Annotated in this window: 21 protein-coding genes and 1 pseudogene; 16 read left to right on the plus strand and 6 right to left on the minus strand. The window is 51.1% G+C overall.

The genetic code is table 11. The annotated features are described in order from the left end of the window. The first annotated feature begins 3 nt into the window (after positions 1 to 3). The 16 genes and pseudogenes from C9J03_RS22680 to C9J03_RS22750 all read left to right on the plus strand — a co-directional run bounded on the left by C9J03_RS22680 (position 4) and on the right by C9J03_RS22750 (position 12,526). Positions 4 to 633 (plus strand): 3'-5' exonuclease, encoded by a 630-nt coding sequence (locus tag C9J03_RS22680; protein ID WP_044624332.1) that lies wholly within the window; start codon positions 4 to 6, stop codon positions 631 to 633. 255 nt (positions 634 to 888) lie between these two features. Continuing rightward, the gene (gene acs, locus C9J03_RS22685) at positions 889 to 2,838 is read left to right on the plus strand and encodes an acetate--CoA ligase (protein ID WP_044622074.1); all 1,950 of its coding nucleotides are present in this window, start codon (positions 889 to 891) and stop codon (positions 2,836 to 2,838) included. Between the two features lie 352 nt (positions 2,839 to 3,190). Beyond that, on the plus strand, positions 3,191 to 3,646 hold the full coding sequence (gene aroQ / locus C9J03_RS22690) for a type II 3-dehydroquinate dehydratase (RefSeq protein ID WP_044622075.1): 456 nt from the start codon (positions 3,191 to 3,193) through the stop codon (positions 3,644 to 3,646). A 19-nt stretch (positions 3,647 to 3,665) separates the two neighbouring features. After that, positions 3,666 to 4,127 (plus strand): acetyl-CoA carboxylase biotin carboxyl carrier protein, encoded by a 462-nt coding sequence (gene accB, locus C9J03_RS22695; protein WP_044622076.1) that lies wholly within the window; start codon positions 3,666 to 3,668, stop codon positions 4,125 to 4,127. A 12-nt stretch (positions 4,128 to 4,139) separates the two neighbouring features. Continuing rightward, positions 4,140 to 5,483, plus strand: coding sequence for an acetyl-CoA carboxylase biotin carboxylase subunit (gene accC, locus C9J03_RS22700; RefSeq protein WP_044622077.1), 1,344 nt, complete (start codon positions 4,140 to 4,142; stop codon positions 5,481 to 5,483). 186 nt (positions 5,484 to 5,669) lie between these two features. Further along, positions 5,670 to 5,951, plus strand: a complete 282-nt coding sequence (locus tag C9J03_RS22705; protein WP_039458683.1) for a YhdT family protein — start codon at positions 5,670 to 5,672, stop codon at positions 5,949 to 5,951. Then, positions 5,944 to 7,401, plus strand: coding sequence for a sodium/pantothenate symporter (gene panF / locus C9J03_RS22710; protein WP_044622078.1), 1,458 nt, complete (start codon positions 5,944 to 5,946; stop codon positions 7,399 to 7,401). Before C9J03_RS22705 ends, panF begins: the two co-directional genes overlap by 8 nt. Before the next feature lie 106 nt (positions 7,402 to 7,507). Then, a complete protein-coding gene (gene prmA, locus C9J03_RS22715) occupies positions 7,508 to 8,392 on the plus strand; it encodes a 50S ribosomal protein L11 methyltransferase (protein WP_044622079.1) in 885 nt (294 codons plus the stop codon). A gap of 149 nt (positions 8,393 to 8,541) precedes the next feature. Further along, positions 8,542 to 9,507 carry a tRNA dihydrouridine synthase DusB gene (gene dusB, locus C9J03_RS22720; protein WP_044622080.1) on the plus strand — a complete coding sequence of 322 codons (966 nt, stop codon included), beginning with the start codon at positions 8,542 to 8,544 and terminating at the stop codon, positions 9,505 to 9,507. A gap of 22 nt (positions 9,508 to 9,529) precedes the next feature. Beyond that, positions 9,530 to 9,826 (plus strand): DNA-binding transcriptional regulator Fis, encoded by a 297-nt coding sequence (gene fis / locus C9J03_RS22725; protein WP_005372656.1) that lies wholly within the window; start codon positions 9,530 to 9,532, stop codon positions 9,824 to 9,826. A gap of 118 nt (positions 9,827 to 9,944) precedes the next feature. Then, complete coding sequence (locus tag C9J03_RS22730) at positions 9,945 to 10,556, plus strand: hypothetical protein (RefSeq protein ID WP_044622081.1); 612 nt, start codon at positions 9,945 to 9,947, stop codon at positions 10,554 to 10,556. Between the two features lie 86 nt (positions 10,557 to 10,642). Further along, complete coding sequence (locus tag C9J03_RS22735) at positions 10,643 to 10,864, plus strand: AlpA family phage regulatory protein (protein ID WP_044622082.1); 222 nt, start codon at positions 10,643 to 10,645, stop codon at positions 10,862 to 10,864. Positions 10,865 to 10,935: 71 nt separating this feature from the next. Continuing rightward, entirely contained in the window at positions 10,936 to 11,268 is a 333-nt protein-coding gene (locus C9J03_RS22740; RefSeq protein WP_052829703.1) for a hypothetical protein, read from the plus strand. Positions 11,269 to 11,465: 197 nt separating this feature from the next. Then, positions 11,466 to 11,777 (plus strand): hypothetical protein, encoded by a 312-nt coding sequence (locus tag C9J03_RS22745; RefSeq protein ID WP_146149105.1) that lies wholly within the window; start codon positions 11,466 to 11,468, stop codon positions 11,775 to 11,777. 197 nt (positions 11,778 to 11,974) lie between these two features. After that, a pseudogene (locus C9J03_RS27330) lies at positions 11,975 to 12,109 on the plus strand (HGGxSTG domain-containing protein); the annotation flags it as partial. A gap of 48 nt (positions 12,110 to 12,157) precedes the next feature. After that, complete coding sequence (locus C9J03_RS22750; RefSeq protein ID WP_052260592.1) at positions 12,158 to 12,526, plus strand: hypothetical protein; 369 nt, start codon at positions 12,158 to 12,160, stop codon at positions 12,524 to 12,526. 5 nt (positions 12,527 to 12,531) lie between these two features. Here C9J03_RS22750 and C9J03_RS22755 read toward each other — a convergent pair whose 3' ends face one another. The 6 genes from C9J03_RS22755 to C9J03_RS22780 are packed head-to-tail and all read right to left on the minus strand — an operon-like array spanning position 12,532 to position 20,681. After that, complete coding sequence (locus C9J03_RS22755) at positions 12,532 to 13,263, minus strand: M48 family metallopeptidase (RefSeq protein ID WP_044622084.1); 732 nt, start codon at positions 13,261 to 13,263, stop codon at positions 12,532 to 12,534. Positions 13,264 to 13,266: 3 nt separating this feature from the next. Beyond that, positions 13,267 to 16,494 (minus strand): type I restriction endonuclease subunit R, encoded by a 3,228-nt coding sequence (locus tag C9J03_RS22760; protein ID WP_044622085.1) that lies wholly within the window; start codon positions 16,492 to 16,494, stop codon positions 13,267 to 13,269. Beyond that, on the minus strand, positions 16,495 to 17,127 hold the full coding sequence (locus C9J03_RS22765) for a hypothetical protein (RefSeq protein WP_044622086.1): 633 nt from the start codon (positions 17,125 to 17,127) through the stop codon (positions 16,495 to 16,497). It abuts the gene before it with no gap. After that, positions 17,127 to 17,966, minus strand: a complete 840-nt coding sequence (locus tag C9J03_RS22770; protein WP_052829704.1) for a hypothetical protein — start codon at positions 17,964 to 17,966, stop codon at positions 17,127 to 17,129. Before C9J03_RS22770 ends, C9J03_RS22765 begins: the two co-directional genes overlap by 1 nt. Further along, a complete protein-coding gene (locus C9J03_RS22775; RefSeq protein WP_052829705.1) occupies positions 17,966 to 19,243 on the minus strand; it encodes a restriction endonuclease subunit S in 1,278 nt (425 codons plus the stop codon). The genes C9J03_RS22770 and C9J03_RS22775 overlap by 1 nt, the downstream gene beginning before the upstream one ends. After that, positions 19,236 to 20,681, minus strand: coding sequence for a type I restriction-modification system subunit M (locus C9J03_RS22780; RefSeq protein ID WP_231580695.1), 1,446 nt, complete (start codon positions 20,679 to 20,681; stop codon positions 19,236 to 19,238). The genes C9J03_RS22775 and C9J03_RS22780 overlap by 8 nt, the downstream gene beginning before the upstream one ends. Positions 20,682 to 20,782: the final 101 nt, after the last annotated feature.

Here is a 20,782-nt window from a genome sequence, read left to right on the forward strand (position 1 = left end):
ATGATCAATACCCTCAAACGCTGGTGGTACCGCCATAAATTCAAGGACAGTGAGTACCGCGACCTATTTTCCCGCTACCGCGGCACCGAGCTGGTCTCGCTCGACTGCGAAACCACCAGCTTAGATCCGCACAGTGCCGAGCTGGTCACCATCGCGGCGACCCGGATCCAGGATAACCGCATCCTGACCAGCCAGTCTATCCACCTGACCCTGCGCGCACCGGCCAGCCTCGATGCCGGCTCGGTGGCCATCCACCGCATCCGCCACCAGGATCTCAACCAGGGCATGGAAGAAAGCCAGGCGCTGGAAAAGCTGCTGGCCTTTATCGGCAACCGCCCGTTGGTCGGCTACCATATCCGCTATGACAAAACGATCCTTGACCGCTATTTCCGCCGCCACTTCGGTTTCCCGCTGCCCAACAAGACCGTCGAGGTCAGCCACCTCTACCACGAGCAGCTCGAGCGCCAACTGCCCAATGCCTATTTTGACCTTAGCCTCGAGGCCATCAGCCGCCACCTCGACCTGCCGGTACCGCCGCGCCACGATGCCCTGCAGGATGCCATTGCCGCTGCAATGATCTACGTTCGGCTAAAACACGGTGATCTACCTCACCCTGTTGCCAGACAAGCCTGACAGGCCGACAAAGAAATCTGACTAATCAACACCTTATAAAGTTAATCTCTTGCGCTTTATCAGCGATAAAGCGCAAGTTTTTGACTGCAACAGCGCTGCAAAACCGGCCTTTTCCCCGCATTCCGCCCACTCTCATCCTAAAGTCTAATTGAGACCTGCGGCGATCTGTCGGAAGTTATTAACCACGCAAGCCAAAACCTGCATACAGAATAATCCGGTCCAGTACGGACATTAACGGAACACAAGGAGAAAAGAATGAGTGAGGTTCATGTGTATCCAGTAAACCAGGACATCGCAGCCAACGCCCATATTACCGATGAGCAGTACCGTGAAATGTACCAGCAGTCTGTGATCAACCCGGAAGGCTTCTGGCGCGAGCACGGCCAGATTGTTGACTGGATCAAGCCATTCAGCCAGGTCAAGAACACCTCGTTCGATACCGGCCATGTCAGCATCAACTGGTTCGCAGACGGCACCCTCAACGTGTCAGCCAACTGTATTGACCGCCACCTGGCGACCCGCGGCGACCAGCCAGCCATTATCTGGGAAGGCGATGACCCGGCTGATGATGCCACCCTCACCTATAACGAACTGCACGAGCAAGTGTGCCAGTTTGCCAATGCCCTGAAGAGCCAAGGCGTACGCAAAGGTGATGTGGTTTGCCTTTACATGCCAATGGTTGCCGAAGCCGCGGTTGCCATGCTGGCCTGTACCCGCATCGGTGCGGTCCACACCATTGTATTCGGTGGCTTCTCGCCAGAAGCCCTAGCCGGCCGTATTACCGACTCCAATGCCAAGGTCGTGGTCACGGCCGATGAGGGGATCCGCGGCGGCCGTGCGGTACCGCTGAAGAAAAATGTCGATGATGCGCTGGCCAACGACGAAGTCACCAGCGTCGAGAAAGTGATTGTGTTCAAGCGCACCGGCGGCAGCGTTGAGTGGGACAGCAGCCGCGATGTCTGGTGGCATGAAGCGACAGCCGTTGCCTCTTCCCACTGTGAACCAGAAGAAATGAATGCCGAAGACCCGCTGTTCATCCTCTACACCTCGGGTTCAACCGGTAAGCCGAAAGGCGTACTGCACACCACCGGCGGCTACCTCGTATACGCCACCATGACCTTCAAATATGTTTTCGACTACCAAGAAGGCGATATCTACTGGTGTACCGCCGATGTGGGCTGGATCACCGGACACAGTTATCTTGTCTATGGCCCGCTGGCCAACGGTGCGACTACCCTGCTGTTTGAAGGTGTACCGAACTACCCATCGACCAGCCGCATGAGCGAAGTGGTCGACAAACACAGCGTCAACATCCTTTATACCGCACCGACCGCTATCCGTGCCCTGATGGCAAAAGGCGATGAAGCCATTGCTGGCACCAAACGTTCATCGCTGCGTATCATGGGATCAGTCGGCGAGCCTATCAATCCTGAAGCGTGGGAGTGGTACCACCGCACCATCGGTGACAGCCGCTGCCCGATTGTCGACACCTGGTGGCAGACCGAAACCGGCGGTATTCTGATCACGCCACTACCGGGCGCAACCGCCCTTAAACCAGGTTCGGCAACCCGTCCGTTCTTCGGTGTTCAGCCGGCATTGGTCGATAACATGGGTAACATCCTTGATGGTGCTACCGAGGGTAACCTGGTGATGATCGACTCCTGGCCAGGCCAAATGCGCACCCTGTGGGGCGATCATGACCGCTTCGAGCAAACCTACTTCTCGACCTTCAAAGGCATGTACTTTACCGGTGACGGCGCCCGCCGCGATGAAGACGGTTACTACTGGATCACCGGTCGTGTCGATGACGTACTGAACATTTCCGGTCACCGCATGGGGACGGCTGAAATCGAATCGGCACTGGTGGCCTTCGACAAGATTGCCGAAGCGGCGATTGTCGGGGTACCGCACGATATCAAGGGCCAGGCTATCTACGCCTATATCACCCTCAACGATGGCGAAATCCCATCGGCGGAGCTGCACAAAGAAGTCAAAGACTGGGTGCGCAAGGAAATCGGCCCAATCGCGACACCGGACTTCCTGCACTGGACCGATGCACTACCGAAGACCCGCTCGGGCAAAATCATGCGCCGTATCCTGCGCAAGATTGCCACCGGCGACACGGCAACCCTGGGTGATACGTCCACCCTGGCCGACCCAAGCGTGGTGGAGAAACTGATCGCAGAAAAGCAAAAAGTGCTATAAGTCCTCTGTAAATGAATCAAAGCCGCCCAAGCTCAGCTTGCCGGCGGCTTTTTTGATCCAGTGCTAAAAGTTACACTTCTGTCGCAACTAGCTGTTGTCTCCTGCCCATAGGTCACGCATAGTGTCAGCTGCGACAAATTCCATTCACCCCCCTCGAGCGCCAAGCAGCGTACACGTGTACAAATTAAAATGTGGTGATTAGACCAGTATTTTGCTGCGATTTGCGGTGAATTCTCTATAATTGCACATCAAGCATGTTTTGGCAGATAACATCGGAACACAGGGAAGCAACTTTTCAGATTTTTGCACGTTGCTAGAGTAAAACCTCAAATACAAGTGATATAACGTCAAGATGTCGACCGTTCAACGAATTATACTGATCAATGGCCCGAACCTGAACCTACTGGGTTTACGCGAGCCGGGGCATTACGGCCAGCAGTCACTGGCACAGATCGTAACGCACTTAACTGCCAAAGCTACCGAGTTAGGCGTGACGCTAGACCACATCCAATCGAACGCGGAGCACGAGATTATCGAAGCGATCCACCAGGCCCACGGCACGGTCGATTTCATCCTGATCAATCCGGCTGCCTTTACCCACACCAGCGTTGCTATCCGCGATGCCCTGTTGGGGGTCAGCATCCCGTTCATTGAAATACACCTGTCTAATGTTCATGCCCGGGAACCATTCCGCCACCACTCCTACCTGTCAGATAAGGCTGTTGGGGTGATCTGCGGTTTGGGCCCAGATGGTTATGAATTCGCCCTGCAAGCTGCGGTTCGCCGCCTGCAAGCAGACGCCAACTGAACATAAAAGAGAAAGATAAATGGATATTCGTAAAATCAAAAAACTGATTGAGCTAGTAGAAGAGTCTGGTATTGCCGAGCTGGAAATCTCTGAAGGTGAAGAGTCCGTTCGCATCAGCCGTGCCACTGCCCCAGTAGCAGCGCCGACTCAGGTGATCGCCGCTCCAGCACCGGTTGCCGCTCCAGCTGCTGCCGCTCCAGCCGCAGCTCCTGCTGCCGAAGCACCGGCCGCTGCTGCCGCGCCTGCTGGCCACCAGGTCCTATCGCCAATGGTAGGTAGCTTCTACCGTGCGCCTAGCCCTGATGCGAAACCATTTGTTGAAGTCGGCCAGACTGTCAATGCCGGTGATACTCTATGTATCGTCGAAGCGATGAAGATGATGAACCAGATCGAAGCTGACAAAGCCGGTACGGTTGTAGCTATCCTGGCAGAAGACGGCGATGCCGTTGAGTTCGACCAGCCGCTAGTTATCATCGAGTAACCGGGGCCTTTTATGCTAGATAAAATTGTAATTGCTAACCGAGGCGAGATTGCGCTGCGTATCCTGCGCGCATGTAAAGAGCTCGGTATCAAGACGGTCGCGGTGCACTCCACGGCTGACCGCGATCTCAAACACGTACTGCTGGCTGACGAGGCGATCTGCATCGGTCCGGCCAAGAGTACCGAGAGCTACCTGAACATTCCGCGCATCATCAGTGCGGCAGAAATCACCGGTGCGGTGGCAATCCACCCGGGTTACGGTTTCCTGTCTGAAAACGCTGATTTTGCCGAGCAGGTAGAGCGCTCTGGCTTTATTTTCGTTGGCCCGAAAGCCGAGACCATCCGCCTAATGGGTGACAAGGTTTCTGCGATCACCTCGATGAAAAAAGCCGGCGTTCCTTGTGTACCAGGCTCTGACGGTCCACTGGATAACGATGAAGCCAAGAACAAAGCCTTTGCCAAGCGCATCGGCTACCCGGTGATCATCAAGGCATCAGGCGGCGGCGGTGGCCGTGGTATGCGTGTGGTACGCAGCGAAGCTGAGCTGATCGAAGCTATCCAGATGACCCGTGCCGAAGCCAAGGCAGCTTTCAACAACGATATGGTTTACATGGAGAAATTCCTGGAAAACCCACGCCATATCGAAGTTCAGGTACTGGCTGACGGCCAGGGCGGTGCCATCCACCTGGGTGAGCGTGACTGTTCAATGCAGCGCCGCCACCAGAAAGTGGTAGAAGAAGCCCCGGCTCCGGGCATCACCGAGGAAATGCGCAAGTACATCGGTGAGCGCTGTACCCGCGCCTGTATCGAAATCGGCTACCGCGGTGCCGGTACCTTCGAGTTCCTTTACGAGAACGGTGAATTCTACTTCATCGAAATGAACACCCGTATCCAGGTTGAGCACCCAGTGACCGAGATGGTCACCGGCGTTGACCTGATCAAAGAGCAGCTGCGCATCGCCGCGGGTCAGCCACTGTCATACACTCAGGATGACATCAAGATCAAAGGCCACGCGGTTGAGTGCCGTATCAACGCCGAAGATCCTGAGCGCTTCCTGCCTTGCCCAGGCAAAATCGAACGTTTTCACGCGCCTGGCGGCATGGGCGTACGCTGGGAGTCGCACATCTACACCGGCTACAGTGTACCGCCATTCTACGATTCAATGATCGGCAAGCTGATCACCTTCGGTGAGAACCGTGACGTGGCGATTGCCCGCATGAAGAACGCGCTGGGTGAGATGATCATCGACGGTATCAAGACCAACGTTCCCCTTCAGCAGGAAATCATGGCAGACGAGAACTTCCAGCACGGTGGTGCCAATATCCACTACCTCGAGAAGAAACTCGGCCTGCAATAAGGTTGACACCTTCAAGGAAAAAGCTGCTTCGGCAGCTTTTTTTATCTCTTTGTATCGCATTTTCGCTCACTTCCTAGCGCTCCCTGCTAACTTTTGCCACAATAGCCTCCTTAAATTTGTATGAAGAATGAGCAAAGGCGCATCCTTTGATTGCCCCTTCGCTGCCCATCAACCGGAAACAACACCATGAAAACGCTGTCTGCGCGCTATCGCCAGGCCCACAAGGAAGCCAAATGGGCAGTCGGCCTCGCTTTGGCCTACTTCGCCTGGTGGTATATCTCGGCCTATGCTTTTGCCCCTAGCGGCATAGACGAAAGCCTGCCTACCCTGTACTGGGGATTTCCTTTATGGTTCCTCCTGGCCTGTATCATCGGCCCTGTCCTGTTCACCGTGCTCTGTGGCCTGATGGTGAAATATCTCTACCGCGACATGTCGCTTGAAGTCGAACAGGAGGCGGATGATGAATAGCCAACTGCTGATCCCCCTCGTCTTATATCTGATGGCCGTGTTCGGCCTTGCGATCTACACCCGCCGCCACCGCGGCAGTGGCAGCGGCTTTCTCAACGAATACCTGGTCGGCAACCGCAGCATGGGCGGCTTTGTCCTGGCGATGACGCTAGCAGCGACGTATGCCAGTGCCAGCTCGTTCATCGGCGGACCGGGTGCGGCCTACAAAATGGGCCTCGGCTGGGTACTGCTGGCAATGATCCAGCTACCGGCCGCCTGGCTGACCCTCGGAGTACTGGGCAAGAAATTTGCCATCGAGGCGCGCCGCCACAACGCCCTGACGCTGAACGATATTCTCTATGCCCGCTATAAAAACCGGGCCGTGGTGATCTTTGCCTCACTAGCACTATTGCTGGCGTTCTTCGGCACCATGGTGGTGCAGTTTGTCGGCGGTGCGCGCCTGCTGCAAACCGTCACAGGCCTGTCCTACCACCACGGTTTGATCTTGTTTGCCGCCACCGTCGGCCTCTACACCACTATCGGGGGCTTTCGCGCCGTGGTCATGACCGATACCGTGCAGGGGATCATGATGATCATCGGCACCATTGCGCTGCTGGTTGGTATCGTCCACGCCGGGGGCAGCATTGGCGAAATGATGGGCGAGCTCCACCGTATCGATCCGGCTCTGATCACCCCATTCGGCCCTGACAACTTCCTCAGCCAACCTTTCATGCTCAGTTTCTGGGTGCTGGTGTGTTTCGGCGTCATCGGCCTGCCCCATGCGGCGGTGCGCTGCATGTCCTATAAATCGACCGACTCCCTGCACAAGGGCATGGTGATCAGTACCGCCATGGTGGCCTTCCTGATGCTCGGCATGCACCTCGCCGGCGCGCTGGGCCGAGCCATCGTGCCGGATATTGCCAGCCCGGATCAGATCATGCCGACATTGATGATAACGGTGCTGCCGCCTGTGGTCGCCGGCGTCTTCCTCGCCGGGCCGATGGCAGCCATTATGTCGACTATTGACTCCCAGCTGATCCAGGCCTCGGCCACCCTGCTCAAGGATCTGTACCTCAACTACATCAACCCGAAAGCCGCTCACGGACCAGAAGCGGAAAGCCGACTCCCGAAGCTATCGCTATGGGTCACCGGCATTTTCTCACTGCTGGTCTTCGTCGCTGCCACCAATCCGCCGGATATGATCATCTGGCTCAACCTGCTCGCCTTTGGCGGCATGCAGGCAGTTTTCCTATGGCCGCTGGTCCTGGGCCTCTATTGGAAAAGGGCCTCAGCGACTGGAGCCTTCGCCTCAATGGTCAGCGGATTGGCCTGTTATATTGCCCTATCGCTGCTTAAGCCCGACTTAGGCGGTATCCATGCCATCGTGCCAACGCTAGCAATTAGCCTTGTCACCTTCGTTGGGGGGAGCCTGGCGAGGCCAGTACCGCAGCAGACCCTGCAACAGGTCTAAAACAGCCTACTGATAGCACCTTCGGGTGCTATCTTTTTTTTAACTGGCTAAAAATCATGCTAGACTCCGCATCCTTGAATTTAGCTAACCTAAAAGCGAAATAACCATGCCTTGGATTCAAATCAAACTGAACGCGACGGCTGAGAATGCTGAAGCTATCGGCGACATGCTGATGGAAGAGACGGGCGCAGTCTCGGTAACCTTCCTTGATGCTCAGGACACGCCGGTATTCGAACCTCTGCCGGGTGAAACCCGCTTGTGGGGCGATACCGATGTGGTCGGCCTGTACGATGCAGAAACGGATATGAACTTTGTCCTGGAGATGCTAAACAACAGCCCGCTGATTGCCGACGATTTTGCTCACAAGATCGAGCAGTTGGAAGACAAGGACTGGGAGCGCGAGTGGATGGACAACTTCCACCCAATGCGCTTTGGCCGTCGCCTGTGGATTTGCCCAAGCTGGCGTGAAGTCCCAGAGCCAGATGCAGTAAACGTGATGCTGGATCCGGGCCTGGCGTTCGGGACCGGTACCCACCCGACCACCTCGCTTTGCCTTGAGTGGCTGGACGGCCAGGATCTGGCAGGCAAAACCATTATCGACTTCGGCTGTGGCTCGGGCATCCTGGCGATTGCCGCTCTGAAGCTGGGTGCCAAGAAGGTGATCGGTATTGACATCGATCCGCAGGCAATCCAAGCCTCCCGCGACAATGCCGAACGCAATGGCGTGGCAGATAACCTCGAGCTTTACCTGCCTCAGGATCAGCCAGAAGGTATCCAGGCTGACGTGGTTGTCGCCAACATCTTGGCTGGCCCGCTGCGCGAGCTATCGCCGGTGATCAAGAGCCTGGTCAAAGACAACGGCCTGCTGGCTATCTCCGGCGTGCTTGAGAGCCAGGCAGAAGATGTCGCGACCTATTACAGCGACGAGCTATCGCTTGACCCAATTGCCGCCCGCGAAGAGTGGTGCCGCATCTCTGGGCGCAAAGCATAATCGACTTTTTCCTCTTCGATTAACAGTCAATTGATTGAAAAAAGTACAGTTTTGAAAGTCAAAACCTAAATGCTCAATTATTGGCCTTTTCAGAAGGGGAAAAAATGCGTAAAATGCGCGCCCTTACTGGCATAGTCAGGAATAGACGTTTGAAGATCGGTCCTTATCAACTTAACAACCAGCTGATAGTCGCCCCAATGGCAGGTGTGACCGATCGGCCATTTCGTGAACTATGCCTGCGCTACGGGGCAGGCATGGCTGTAAGCGAAATGATGTCGTCTAACCCAGACCTGTGGAAAACGTCCAAGTCCCAGAACCGCATGGTACATGAAGGCGAGTCGGGGATCCGCTCGGTGCAAATCGCTGGCGCTGATCCCAAACTGATGGCCGAGGCGGCACAGTTCAGTGTTGAAAACGGTGCGCAAATCATCGATATCAACATGGGCTGTCCAGCCAAGAAGGTCAACAAACGCCTAGCAGGCTCAGCCCTGCTGCAGTATCCCGAACTGATCGAAGATATCCTTCGCACCGTCGTCGAGGCGGTTGATGTTCCGGTGACGCTCAAAACCCGTACTGGCTGGGATCTTGAAAACCGAAACTGTGTCGATATTGCCAAACGTGCCGAACAATGTGGCATCCAGGCGCTGGCTCTGCACGGCCGGACCAAAGCCTGTATGTACAAAGGCGAGGCAGAATACGATTACATCAAGGCAGTGAAAGAAGCGATCTCGATTCCGGTGATTGCGAACGGTGATATCGACTCACCGGAGAAGGCACGCTTTGTACTGGATTACACCGGTGCCGATGGCTTGATGATTGGCCGCCCTGCGCAAGGTCGGCCGTGGATTTTCCAGGAAATCCACCATTACTTAACAACTGGCGAACACCTGCCGGCTCCATCATTCGATGAAGTTGGTAGCATCATGCTGGGCCATGTTCAGGAACTCCACCGCTTCTACGGCGAGTACCTAGGCTTGCGTATCGCACGCAAGCACGTGGGCTGGTATTTGAAAGAGCATGCCCCAGCAGGTGATTTCCGCCGGACCTTCAACGCAATCGAGGATGCCCAACAGCAACTCGATGCGCTGCAAGGCTACTTCGACAACGTTGCATAAATACGAGAAGAGCTTACAGAATATGTTCGAACAAAATCTGACTTCCGAAGCATTGACAGTAACTACTGTTACTTCACAGGACCAAATCACACAGAAGCCACTTCGTGACTCTGTTAAGGCGTCACTGAAAAACTACCTGGCTCAACTAAACGGTCAGGAAGTCGATGATCTGTACGAGCTAGTGCTTGCTGAAGTTGAGCAGCCACTACTGGACACCATCATGCAGTACACCCGCGGTAACCAAACGCGCGCGGCAACCATGATGGGTATCAACCGCGGTACTCTTCGCAAGAAACTGAAAAAATACGGCATGAACTGATAGTTCTATCGTAAACAATTGAAAAACCGTGAATTCAATACTTTTGAGTTCGCGGTTTTTTTATACATGTACCCCCACATGTACCCCAACTCTCAAATCGCATTGGATTAGTAGCATTTTGAAACCAGTGATCATTCAGCTCGACAAAGAAACACTTGCAGGACACGAAGGAAAGGTTCAGCCATTAGGCGGCCTCCAGAAAATAATGGAAGGGCTGGATACTTTACATTCAACCGAACTTTCTCAGCTCACTGACATTTTCCCACTAAATGCAGTAGCCAAGGCTGTGAACAAGGCAGTTCAAGAGATTGCTAGCCAAGAATCCAAGGAATATCTAGAAAGATTGATCAAAGCGGCCTTGGATAACTGTCATATAAAGCAACTGGAACAGTGCGATATCGCTGAAGGCCTCCTAAACGATATAGTCAAAGATCGAGTAGCCAAAATCCATGGGGGAATGAAGAGTAAGCGCCAAACCAATGCAGCAATAGACTGGATAATAAGGGCGGTAAAAACCTTCTATGAGGTAGTTAGACACAAAGAGTGTCAGATCGGAGCATTAGTCAACAAAATTTTAAATCGTGACGCATTCAAAGACAAGCTCAAGCCAGCGTTCAATACCATCATGAAATATACAGCAGGCTTTGCACCCAAAACGGCATTCAGAAAGGGGCGAGCACGACAAGCCGAACATGAAGCTATTGAGGTATTCATCTCTCAGCTTGTTTAAACCACCAATAAACTAGCAGCCAATTTATTGAGGTATCCCAATCAGACAGAATGAGGTCAATTCAAGACAACATTCTGGAAAGATTGATGGCAAAAGCACTTCAACACCTGCCCGCTGCACCCACAAACCAAATAGTGCAAACCGATCGGCTCATTCGAGAGCGCGAGCGGCGACTGATCACGTCTATTAGTCGGAGCCATTGCTACAAGCTTGAACAAGATGACCGATTCCCTAAGCGCGTGGTTCTAGGCCCAAGATCTGTTGCGTGGAAATTGAGCGAAATTCTGACGTGGCTGGACAATAGTTAGTGAACCATCGCAGAAAGACAAACAGTAAGGGCATGCGGCCAAATGGTCGCGGTCCCAAAGGAGGATTTGTAATGGCACTGCACGCAATTATTGACCACAAAGACTACCAATCTTTATCTGCCCCTGCACAGTCATTGTTGTGGACTATAGCACGCCAGTACAACGGCTATAACAATGGATGGTTGAAAGGAACATTAGAGATTCTAAAACCATGGGGATGGAAGAAAGACCGACTGAAAGCATGCTTAAAAGAACTAAAAGACAAAGATTGGTTAAGAGTCACTCGTGTCCCACGATACCCCAAAGATCCTTATCGATATGCTTTATCTTGGGAAGAAATCAACTCCGATAAAGATGGTATGGACGAAGGTGCTAAAGCTTATCCAAAACGCTCACTAAAATAATCAGGGTAAGAAAAAACACCATTAAAAACACTTTAAGGGCGGTAAAACCAACCTTAAAACATCAAACACCTTTCCTTTTAGTCATTTAATGGCGAAAAAACCGCTATTAAACGACCTTATAGCACCAATTTAAGGGCGGAAAATCCGCCTCATCTATAGAAATTTACCATCACAAGTATCACAAAAGGAGTAAAGAAGTGATGCACAAATATGGAAAAGCATTCCTTGATGAGAAAACAACATACCCTAAACTCACAAAAAAATCGTTCTGTGAAAGGGAACAAATCACACTAGGTACACTGAACAAGTCAATAAAATACTACCTAAGCCCTGTAGATACGAAAGTCATAGAAGAGTCCAGAGTCAAAGATAAGGTTATCAAAACACTAAAAGAGCGCATTAGCAGCCTCCAAGCTGAACTCGAATCCACTCAGCAGGCAAAGGTGCTGGTAGAAGGGCAACTAGATATCATGGTGACAGAACTAGTAAACCGTCTACCTCACCGATAAAGAATGTCGCTATTGCGCAGAAATCCTCTCGGGGCTGAAACCAACCCCATGAACCGAAAAGTGCGCAATTCTTGAAAAAGACATTAAAGCCATAGTTAACAAGATATTAGCTGCGGTTTTGAGTAAAGGGTAATTTCTTACATGTCGCACTAATGGATCATCTTGAACAAGTTACGCAACGTGATAGACAAAACTAAATGACCAGATTCAACCTAGACACTCTGCCCCTCTGTGGGGCAAAAACTCGCAGTGGTTCACCTTGCAATCGTAGAGGTAACAAACATAACGGACGTTGCAAACTACACGGAGGTGGCTCTACGGGGCCAAGAACCAAAGAAGGAAAGCTAGCCTCACGGCAAAATGCTCGAAAAGAGCCGCCAATGACGATGTTTGAGGTTCGGCATGATATGCGGATAGTAGAGCAAGCAAGAGCCGCTTACTTTTCTATCAAACGCTTGATGCTAGAGCCGAAAATAGAATGGAACAAGGTATTTCGTGTCATAGAGCGAGATCGGATGGCCTTGGAATCTGTTAAGTACTCAATCTTTGAAATCGAAGACCAAGACGCATTATTAATAATCCAGAGCGCCCTTGACGAGTATTACAAAGAAACGGCTAGCCAGCATCTGAAATTTCATATTCACCAGCTTGTAATGCCCTATTCGAAGTTTGCACGTGGCTACACAAAAACACAAAGCGACCATTTGACCGAGTGGCTGATGAAACGCCCCGCCCCTTGGGAAGGTTAGTAATACTACACTACCAACCCATGCCCGCGCTGCTTGAGCCACTCCCGGTGCTCTTTGTAGTCGGGCATAACTCTTTCAACTTCCTTCCAGAACTGCGTTGAGTGGTCATGGTGCAGCAAGTGACACAGCTCATGGACAACAACGTAGTCCACCACTCGGTTGGGTGCCATCACAATCACCCAGTTGAACTCCAAGTCGCCATACGGCGTGCAACTGCCCCAGCGGCTTTTGAAATCCTTAATGCGAACCACACCAGTTTCAACTCCCACCAGCTTGCGATAGCGGCGAACTTTCTCTCGGATCTTACGGTCTGCATTGCGCTTGTACCAGCTTTGCAGCAAGCGCCGAATGTAGTGAGGTTGCTGTTTAGGGGCTGGTACGGTAACCGTAATTCTGCCGTTTACCAGTTTTGGCGCAATCAAATCGCCTGTAAGGACTTTTAAGCGATAGTTACGCCCTAAGTAAGGGTAAGCCTCCCCAGATACGAATTGATTGCTACTAGCAGGCTTGGCGAGAGCCGCATGAGCCAGCTTCTCGATTATCCAGCGATGTTTATCCGCCACCAGCTGCTCGATACGCTCTATCGGCAACTGACGGGGAGCTACTAATGTCACCAAACCACCGTCAATCTTCAAAGCAGCCGTTTTGCGACGAGATGAACGCTCGATAACCACATCATATCCATCGCCCTGCACTACCTGCGTTAGCCTATCTGATGATTTTGTATTCACGCTCATTGATTACAAGCCTGCCGCCTGATGACTGAACTTGATTTTCGCCAAGTCCATAAAACGCTCTTGTAACACACTAACCAGTTCTCTTTTGCCGAAAGACTGATCGAGCACGGTGCGTTTAATCTCTTTCTTCATCCGCTTTATCTCGTCTGGCTTATTGAAAAAGTCGATTATCTTAGTCGCTTCATCCAGCATCTGCACCAAGGTTTGCGTCGTATCTTTGATAGACTCATGCGTGGCTTCATCAATCACATCGCCATCGCTAACCTGCACTACCTCAGCCATTAGAATGTTGTAGAAGGCAAACTCCGTTTCAGATAGTCCAACATCCTGCGCGGCTTGCTGGTGGCCGGTTTTAATGTCATCGGTCATCTCCAGCAGTAACTCAAGCTGTTGCTCCCATTGGCCGTGAGTCTTCTCGATAATGTCGCGCAGGCGCAAGCTCAGTGAACGGTAATACTCCGGATCTTCATCAATGTTGATGGTGATATGGTGCTTGATGGCACTCTCAATCTCCGATGCTTTGGACTCATCAGATTTGGCAGGCTTGATGCTCTCTTTGAAATTGGCTGCCAGCAGGTCAATTGGCGGGATTTTTGGGTCTACCCCTGTGCTGAGGATATGCTCATCCACCAGCTGGCGCACCTTCTCGCCGATATCACGCATGTCCAGCCCTTCGTCGCGGTACTTAGTCTTTGCTGCATTGTGGATTTTACCCAGCAGCTTCATATCCGGGATATAAGGGGCAACGGAAGGGTCTGGCAGAATCACGTTGAACTGTTTGGCGAACTGCTTGAACGCCATATCAAACTGCGCCCGTACCGTTTCACTTTTCAGAGCCAGCACATAGTCATCAATATCATCACTTTTGACGTGCTTGAAGAATGACATGGCCAAAGTGTGTTTGGCTTTCAGCTTAGGCAATTCGTCTTTAAGGCTTTGGTAAGTACCATCTACATCTTCACTACTAAACAGCTCCAACGCTTCAGTGAGATGGGTAGCCAAACCGTAGTAATCCACCACATAACCACAACGCTTGCCCTTGTAGGTACGGTTTACCCGTGCAATCGCCTGCATCAAAGTATGGTCTTGCAACTTACGGTCGATATACATCACCTGTGCGATTGGTGCATCAAAGCCTGTCAATAGCATATCTTTGACGATCAAAAAGGCAGTATTGTCGAACTTCTTGTCTTTATCGGCCGTGCCTTGCTCGTCGATACCAAATGGCTTTTTGAAGTTGCTGATAACCTTCTTATGATGAGTTTTGTCTGTGTACTGCGCGATATATTTTTCATCATTGTGATCACCGGAGATAATCACCTCTGATGGTGGCGCATCGAGCTCATCCAGCGTCTTCTTAAATAGCGCGGCCACATGACGACTGCCGACCACAATCATCGCTTTAAAACCATCAGGGCGGATGGTTTCCTTATAGTGTTTAAGCAGATCCAAGCAGACCCAGCGCACACGAGCAGGCGCTTCACGCACAGCTCGCTCTACGCCGTACTTTTTCTTTATCTCGCGCTGCTCTTCAGCGCTGTAATCACCAAAGTACTCTTCAAACAGCTTATCCAGTGACTCACCCGCCACCTCGGAGCGCACTTCACGGCCTTCATACAGTAGGCGTACAGTCGCACCATCTTCCACCGCCTGGTTAATCTTGTACTCATCGATATAACCACCAAACGCCTGACCCATCTTCTGGGTTTTCAGTAGTGGTGTGCCTGTAAAACCAATTTTCGGCGCATTGGGCAGCGCAGCATTGATGGTCATCGCTAAGCCACCAAACTGAGTACGATGCGCCTCGTCAGCTAATACTATGATCTTCTCGCTGGGGTTGAGATCGGCAAAGCCCTCGGCCACCTTGCTGCCAGCCCCTTGTTTCTCCTGCTCTTTTTCAAGGTCGGAAAACTTCTGCACCATGGCCGTGACCAGATCGGAACTGTCTTTTTTCAGCAGCTCTTTCAGCTCAGCCACCGAGCCCGCGTTGTAGACGGTTTCGCCTTGGGCATCGCGGAAGGTATTGGATAGCTGCTCGTCGAGCTGAGTACGGTCAGTGATAAACACCAGTTTGTACTGTTGTAGCTCGGGATCGCGGCGCATCTTCACCGCCAGCATTACCATGGTCAGTGACTTACCACTGCCTTGGGTATGCCATACCACGCCAGATTTAGCCTTGCGGTCACTGCCGTTTTTCAGTCGGGCTATCACCTTATTCACTGCGCGGTACTGCTGGTAACGGGCAACCTTTTTGATCATCCTGCCGTCGTCAGTTTCAAACAGAATGAAGTTTTGCAGGATATCGAGAAAACTGCTGATGCTGAACATCCCAGCCAACAGGCGTTGCTGGGCGGTAACCTCGGTAAGTACCTCATAGCTGGCTGGTGGCTCTGCTGCCATACGCAAATCAGCAAGACTGGCATCTTCGAGCGGCACTTCCTGTAACAGCCCATCCTCTAGGGCATCGTCTGGCTGCTGCAACTCCACTGCCGAGCGGAAAGAGAGAACATTATCCTCTAACGATTGCTGTGCTAACTGTTGCTCTGTAAACGGATAAGCATCTTTCCAGTCGCCATAGTGCTGGCTGCTAGAGCTGATGGTGCCCACCTTAGCCTGATCGCGACAGGTCGAAACCATCAGTTGGTTATACCAAAACAGCTTCTCTGCCCCTTCGTGATCTTCGCTGCGGCGCAGGTTGGCATAACGGCGCAGTTGATTGATACCGTTGCTCATCGGGTCTGAAATGTACGGCGACTTGCACTCAATCACCGCCAGCGGAAGACCATTCACAAAGCAGACAATATCGGGGATGATTTTCTGGTTTACCCCTTCGACCTTAAACTGGTTGGTACAGAGAAACTCGTTGTTATCTGGATTATCGAAGTCGATAAGTTTTACCGTCTGCCCTTTTCGTCCTTTGCCAAGATCTTGCTCAACAGAGAGGTAGTTCACCATCATCTGATAGAAGGCATGGTTGTACTCCATCAAAGCGGCAAAATTGGGGTGAGTCACCTCGCGCATCACCTTGCGCAGATTCTCATCGCTGATCCAAGGGTTAATCCGTTTTATCGCAGATTCTAGGCGCTTCACCAAAACCACATCACGCAGATAGGCGCGCTCTTGATTTGGATGCTCGGGAGCGAGGGTTTTGCCCTGCACGTACCGCCAGCCCTGTTTGACCAACTGGGCAATGGCGGGGGCTTCTACTTTATCGAATTCGTTGTTTGCCATTTATGCCTCACATTCCTTTGTGTGCGAGAAAGCGGCTTGCTCGGTTAGCGTCAGGTATTCAGCAATCTTCTCATTTGCTGCATTGAAACCTTCCTCCGTCATTAGCTGTGCAATTGGCACCTCGAAACCTATAGTGACAAAGCCCTTATCACGCTGATAAGCATCACTGTCGGCATAGCTTGGATAGGCAAGGCTGTTCCACTCTGCGTAATAGTCTTTGCTGCTTTCCTCGCAAGCACGGTAGATGCCCACTCGCAAAAGACTTTGCGCACTCTCTACATCTTGCGGCAGCTTTAACGCATCTGGCTGGCCTTTGCCTTTCTCCTTAACAATCCCCGTGTCATTGATGACAATCAGCTCTAGGGTATAGTCCCCTTGTGTCACCTTGCTTGTATCCACCACCCGTTTAAACACATAGCGGGTGACAGCGGCTGGCAGCAAATCCCATTGCCACTTTTTGAATGGATTCGCTCTGGCGGGTTTATCAAACAGCTGTGGTGTCCAAAAATCAAAGGTCGCATCCGCTTGTGTCGCTAAAGCATTAAGTTTTGGATGCAAGCGCTGGTAGTAGGCAGCCAATAAGCGATGTGCAGTACGCACCTGAAGAAAAAGATCGCCCGTTGATGTGGTCATTATTGTTCCTTTAAAGCTGATTGAAAACGGGGTAAGTCGAGCGATGTGAAGGCTTGTGTAAGTTCATCCAGATCTGTACTGGAATCGTCTTCATGCTCTGTTATTGGGTTAACCTCGGTTCTAAGTAGCGGGTGATTGAGTGACAAGGTAGGCAAATTAGAGCGGGTCAGCTCTGCCCATTTGAACGGTGAGGTTTGTTGACCATAAAGACTTAGCCCATCCAGCATATCCTGAATAATACGAGCGTCCTGTTTGGACAGCTCGCACTCGGACGGCTCACCAACGAGTTGCAACAACTGAGTGGTAACGGCATCCCATTTTAATGCCGCAATCCCCTTCAACTGCTGTTGCTTAGAGAGCAGACGCTTTGCCCACCGCGCTGCGTCTGCTTGCTCGATCCGCCCTATCGCCAAAAAGTACAATGATTTATGACTATCTTCCTCAGCTTGCAGGAAGGACTCTATTTCTTTGTGCCATTGACCGAAGTACTGATTGCCGCCCGCTGGTGGCTTGACCTCTACGATAATGTCGCACACATCAAAATGGAGGATGAGATCAGGCTCAACTTGATTCGAGCCCTCATCATGTTCATGGCTAAAGCGTTGCCAATAGGTGATATCAACAAACTCACCGAAGCTGGCTGGAATGGTGCCGTGATGCAGTTGAAACCAGTGGTTCAGCAAGGTGTGCTGAACCCCATCTGAAAGGTAGGCAAAACGCTCAAAGATAGTCGAAGTCAGCAGGTCTTCACGGGCTTTAAACAGTTGTGACCAACTGACCGACTCATCCTTGTTGTGCTCTATACGTCCTGCTTTACCGTGAAGAATTGCTTTTAGCATTAGCTGTCCACCTTCACACGTACTTTGCCAGTGAGGAGGTCTTGCATCAGGGCTTTTTTGGTATTAATCAATTGCAGATGTTTTCGCTCTAGCGCAAATATCTTCCCATCAACACTTTTCAACGAATTTGATATAAGTTGCTGCTCTTCCATTTTTGGTAATGGGACTTGAAGCTTCTTGAAATACGGTAAGCCAATGGTCTTAATCGTACTCCCCATAGCTATAGCTTCAAATTTAGGCTTCCAGTATTGAAGCAAGTAATATAGATAGTAGTTATCCAATCGGTCACCACAAACCCACGCCATAAAGTGTTGACTTACAGCCATAGGGCTTCTTGTGATTGCACTTTTCCCTATACCTGCGTCTCTTGCCATCACAACTGTACCTGTTGGGTGCAACGTGGCAGACGAGTTCTCTATGCCAAGCTGGCTAATCTTTTTAGATGTATCTGTAATGTATAGCTTATCTAAGCTAGATGAATCAGTGAGTGAAACCCATTTGATACCGTCATTCCAATACTCTGGTTTTTTCTTATCCGGTGTATGCCCACTACCTCGCTTTGCCACCTTGTCAAGTAAGCAAACATCCCACCCCTTCGGAATCCTACCCACTGGCGAGTCTTTAAACTCCGTATGCGGCTTACCATCCACACCGACACCACGGGTGAGCAGCTCTTGCATCATGCCTGTTTTCAGGTCTTTGAGCTTGCCGATTTGTGCCTGTGTTTTTTCAATCACGTCATCGACAGAGGTAAGGGTGGAGGCGATTTTCTTTTGTTCAAGAAGCGGAGGTAGAGGTACATAGTGCTTCTTCAATGTAGTGATGCTAATAGCTGGCTGAGCCGTTTCTGTTAACAACTTACGTATTTCGCCGCTTTGCTGCATGAAATGTAAATGATGAACCAAATAACAATTTGATGCGATATCCTCATTTACAGACATCTTCAAAGAATTGCCAGCTAAAAGGCCAATAGGGTGACCGTCAGGAATTATTGCACATGCCCCAGCGTTCATACCTATTTTTGCCATCAATATATCGCCAGGACCAGCTGAACTCCGAATTTGCTCTTCGTATTTTTCCTTATCTACATAAACATAGTTCTTTTTCACAAATCGATTTGAAGTAACAAAACCGCTTTGAAAAACAGGAATTCCACTTTCTCTATAATGCTCTGATTTTAAATTACTTCCGAATGGGCCATCGACAACACCATACCTACCATTGCAAATGTCAGAAATACTGAATAAAAGCCAATCATTAGGCACAGAATCACTCATAGCCCAACTCCTTCAGGTATCCCTGCATCTCCTGCTCGGCATCCAATACTTGCAGATCAAGCTCATGCAGCGACACTTGGTACTTATCCCACCAGTGTTCAAGTTGAGTGATAACCTTGGCTTCTGCCTCACCTGCCACTTCACGGATCTGCTCTTTTCTAGCAATGCTTGGTTTAAAGGCGTAATAGTCGTTGTCTGTTTTATCGAACACCAAAGAGGCATCAAACCCTGCAAGAACCTCTTCTTCAATGTACTCATTATGTACTTCACGAATTGGCACACCACCGTGCAGAATCGCTCGCACATCGAAGATTTCGGCTGGGGGTGAGGTATCGGCATAACGACGGATGTTAAGGTTAAAGTCGTTCTCAGCAATCTCAGAGTACTTCACCACCTTGGCGTAACGCTTCACATCGACATAGTTATTGAAGGTCTCCACAATCTTGCTAATGTCCTGCTCACGCAGTTTGTTCTGGTTCTTGCCCTCTTCAAACTCCAGCTCGGCATTGATAAACAGCACCTTGCCACGGCGATCCGCAGGCTTGTTCTTGTTGATGATCAGCAAACAGGCTGGAATACCCGTGCCATAGAACAGCCCTGATGGCAGACCGACGACCACTTCTAGCAAATCATCCTCCAAAATACCTTGGCGAATTGCTTTTTCACTGGAGCCTCGGAACAGCACACCGTGGGGCATAACCACACCCACCATACCTTCGGCATTGGTACTGGCGATCATATGCTGTACAAATGCCAAATCACCTGCATCTTTTGGCGGTGTGCCATACGGAAAGCGACCAAAGCCATCGTTATCACACTCGTCTTTACCCCACTTCTTGAGCGAGAAAGGCGGGTTGGCGATAACACGGTCAAAGCTCATAAGCTCACCACCTTGGGTGTGCTTTGGCTCGCGCAGTGTATCGCCCTTACGGATATCGGCACTCTGCACCCCATGCAGGAACATGTTCATCTTACAGATAGCCCAGGTGTTGAGGTTCATTTCCTGCCCAAACAGCGACAGGTTGGCAGGGTTCTCGCCGTGCTCTTTGAGGTAATTACGGGTTTGCACCAACATACCGCCCGACCCCGTTGTTGGATCGTAGATACGCATCCCCGCATGAGGCTCAAGCAGTGCCACCAGCAGTTGTACCACTTCACTTGGGGTATAGAATTCTCCCCCCTTCTTGCCTGCACTGTCGGCAAACATCTTGATCAAGTACTCGTAAGCCGTACCCAGCATATCAGGACGTTCAAAGTCTTCATTCCGCAAACGGTGCTGGCTGAAATGCGACAGTAGATCACGTAACTTGGCATCAGAGAGCTTGTTCTTGATGTTGAAGTCGATGGTGACCAATACCCCTTCCAGCGATGAGTTGTGCTCTTCAATCGCTTCGGTGGCTTTGTTTAGGCTCTTGCGTATTCCGGCGAAGTTGAACACCGATTCCGGCTGAACGTGAACACTTAACTTTTCAACGTATCACGACAGTTGTTTTTTAGCTTAAGTGTTCATCTTCCGTCAACGTTCCGAGCTTTTTCCTC

This window comes from Photobacterium gaetbulicola (assembly GCF_003025515.1).
Lineage (GTDB): Bacteria > Pseudomonadota > Gammaproteobacteria > Enterobacterales > Vibrionaceae > Photobacterium > Photobacterium gaetbulicola.